Raw genomic sequence first — 2,658 nt, 5'->3', positions numbered from 1 at the left:
CCTTGGAATATGAACTGAGGACATGAACGTCACGTTCTAGGTTTCACCAAAAAACAGCCCCTGGAGAAATCCAGGGGCTGTTTTTTGTGTGCGGATGGGTGATGTCACTCGCGGTCAGCGCTGGTGTGCTTGGCGGTGTCCGGGCTGGGGCCGGTACCGGGGCCGGTCACATGCTTGCCGGTGTTGCCATTCTCGGACAGCAGATCGCGGATCTCGGTGAGGAGGCTCAGCTCGGTGTCCTGGGCCTGTTCGACCTCGCCGCGCTCGCGCAGCTTCTTGTACGGCAGGACGATGACGAAGTAGATCACCGCGGCCACCAGGATGAAGTTGATGAAGGCGGACAGGACGGCGTTGAAGTCGATGAACGTCTCGGGATCGCCGCCCAGTGAGATCTTGAGAATGCCGTATTCCTTGCCGGGGCCGGCGCCGATCCGGTCGATCAGTGGTTGGACCACCTTTTCCGTGAAGGCGGTGACCAGGCCGGTGAAGGCGGCGCCGATGACCACAGCAACCGCAAGATCGATGACGTTGCCGCGAGACAGAAACTCTTTGAAGCCCTTCAACATGCGGGGACCCTTCCTGCAGTGTGGTGTTTTCGGTGCGACAAGCAAACAGTAACCGAGTTGGCCGAATGGCTGGGTGATTGTCGGTCAACATCTTCGTAACGAACGAATCATGTTGTCAGACAGTGGGATACGGCCTCAATGGATCGTGAGGGTGACGGCCTGCACCAGGCTGATGGCCGCGACTTCGTTGGCGGAGCGGGCGGGCAGGGCAACCAGGGCCACCCGGTCGGTGCCCACCCCGGCCCCGCGGGCCTTCTCCGAGACGAGTACCACCACCGCCCCCGAGGCCACCACGAGCGGCCGGGCCGGCTGTTTGTCGTCCTGATCGCCGGTCACGGTGAGCACGTCCACCACGTCGCCCGGGCGGATCAGATCGAGCAGTGCCGTGTCGCTGAGCTTCAGCGGCACGATCCGCGCGTCGGGGCCCGCGGCCGATTCCGCGAGCCGAGATCCGAGCAGCCGAACATCGGTGAGAACCTCGCCGCGACGGGCCGGGGCGGTCAGCGTCGCGCCGATCACGGGGCCCACATCACGCTGGGCACCGTCGGGCAGGGTCGTCGTGCTGCGGCGTTCCAGCCGCACGTCAGCGGCGGTCAATGCGACGCCGGGGGACAGGTCGTGGGTGGCGACCGCGATCTCGGTGTACTCGCCGTGCGGATCGGAGCGCAGGGCCGCGATCGCTGCCAGCAGCACCAGTCCGGCTGCGGCGGCGCGGCGCACGGCAACGGTGCGGGTCCAGTCGGGCCGGGCAGCAGTCAACCGACGCCAGACGGGCGGGTTGAGTGATTCGGCCATGGCGCCACGGTAGGCGCGCGACGGCCTGGTGAGAACGGCGTCTTCGCCGTCCTGTGGATAACTTCGGGGCTAGCTTGAGGCGGCCGCGGCAGGGGTGCTGCTGGAGCTGCTCGACGTCGACGACGAAGCGCTCGACGAAGAAGCGCTCGACGACGAGTCCGAGGACGAGCTCGACGAGCTGCTCTCCGAGCTCTTGCCGGAGGAGCCGTTGGACGAGCTCTTGCCCGACTCGCGGTTGTCGGTGCGGTAGAAGCCGCTGCCCTTGAACACCACGCCGACGGAGCCAAAGAGCTTGCGCAGCTTGCCGGAGCACTTGGGGCAGGTGGTCAGCGCATCGTCGCTGAAGGCCTGCACCGCGTCGAACCGATTGCCGCACTCAGTGCACGCGTAGGAATAGGTAGGCACGAAAACCCTCCGAGTTGGTCAAACTTGTTAGCACTCTACCGGCTCAAGTGCTAGAACCGCTACGTGGGCCATGTCATTCCCGCGGGCCGCCGGCGCCGGCGCACCGGAAGGTTAGCGGTACTGCTCGTGGTGGCGGTAATCCTGGCGGTACTGGCCGTGCTCGTGGTGGCTCGCATGCGGGAGGCGGGGCCCGCTGATGCGCCGGCGCAGTCCCCGGTCCCGCCTCCGACGACCGGTCAGGCCCGGCAGCCGATACCGCAGACGCCCGGCTACGACCGCGCCCGCGCACTGTTGGCGGGGCTGCCGGTCAAGGGCTGGGACCGTGACACCGACTACGCCCGGTCGCGCTTCGGTGAGGCCTGGAGCGACGACGTCAACGTCGAGTTCGGTCACAACGGCTGCAATACCCGCGACGACATCCTGCGCCGCGACCTGGCCCAGCTGACCGTCCGCCCCGGAACCTGTTACGCCGCCACCGGTGTCCTGCACGACCCCTACACGGGTGCCGACATCGCGTTCACCCGCGGGCCCGACACCTCCAGCACGGTGCAGATCGACCACCTGGTGCCGCTGTCGGACGCCTGGTACAAGGGCGCGCGGACCTGGGACCCGCAGCGGCGAAAGGACTTCGCGAACGATCCGCGCAACCTGATCGCGGTTGCCGCACAACCCAACTTCGACAAGGCCTTCCGCGACGCGGCCAGCTGGTTGCCACCCAACGCGACGTTCCGCTGCGAGTTCGTGGCCCGCCAGGTCGAGGTGAAATCCGCCTATCAGCTATGGGTTTCGGCCAAGGAGAAGCGCGCCATGGAGGCGGTACTGGGCGGCTGTTAGGCGCAGCGCCCGCTCAGCGCGCTGCGACGAGTGTGCAACCTTTCGTGCTGAAAGGGCC

Annotated in this window: 4 protein-coding genes; 1 reads left to right on the top strand and 3 read right to left on the bottom strand. The window is 66.7% G+C overall.

All coding sequences use genetic code 11. From position 1 onward, the window contains the following. Nucleotides 1–104: 104 nt before the first annotated feature. The 3 genes from mscL to TX88_RS33480 all read right to left on the bottom strand — a co-directional run bounded on the left by mscL (nucleotide 105) and on the right by TX88_RS33480 (nucleotide 1,766). Nucleotides 105–566, bottom strand: a complete 462-nt coding sequence (gene mscL, locus TX88_RS22610; RefSeq protein ID WP_044520107.1) for a large-conductance mechanosensitive channel protein MscL — start codon at nucleotides 564–566, stop codon at nucleotides 105–107. Nucleotides 567–701: 135 nt separating this feature from the next. After that, nucleotides 702–1,361: an SAF domain-containing protein gene (locus tag TX88_RS22605; protein ID WP_044520106.1), complete on the bottom strand. Its 660-nt coding sequence runs from the start codon at nucleotides 1,359–1,361 to the stop codon at nucleotides 702–704. Nucleotides 1,362–1,430: 69 nt separating this feature from the next. Then, nucleotides 1,431–1,766: an FmdB family zinc ribbon protein gene (locus tag TX88_RS33480; protein ID WP_084622072.1), complete on the bottom strand. Its 336-nt coding sequence runs from the start codon at nucleotides 1,764–1,766 to the stop codon at nucleotides 1,431–1,433. Nucleotides 1,767–1,829: 63 nt separating this feature from the next. On the opposite strand from TX88_RS33480, the gene TX88_RS22600 reads away from it, so the two are divergent. Next, nucleotides 1,830–2,600 carry an HNH endonuclease family protein gene (locus tag TX88_RS22600; protein WP_322786868.1) on the top strand — a complete coding sequence of 257 codons (771 nt, stop codon included), beginning with the start codon at nucleotides 1,830–1,832 and terminating at the stop codon, nucleotides 2,598–2,600. Nucleotides 2,601–2,658 lie beyond the last annotated feature (58 nt).

It is taken from the genome of Mycolicibacterium septicum DSM 44393 (assembly GCF_000455325.1).
GTDB classification, from domain to species: domain Bacteria; phylum Actinomycetota; class Actinomycetes; order Mycobacteriales; family Mycobacteriaceae; genus Mycobacterium; species Mycobacterium septicum.
This window is presented reverse-complemented; position numbering and strand designations above follow the sequence as displayed.

Excerpts from the sequence above, each read along its gene's own strand:
- TX88_RS22605 (WP_044520106.1), bottom strand. The coding sequence starts at position 1,361 with ATGGCCGAATCACTCAACCCGCCCGTCTGGCGTCGGTTGACTGCTGCC.
- mscL (WP_044520107.1), bottom strand. The coding sequence starts at position 566 with ATGTTGAAGGGCTTCAAAGAGTTTCTGTCTCGCGGCAACGTCATCGAT.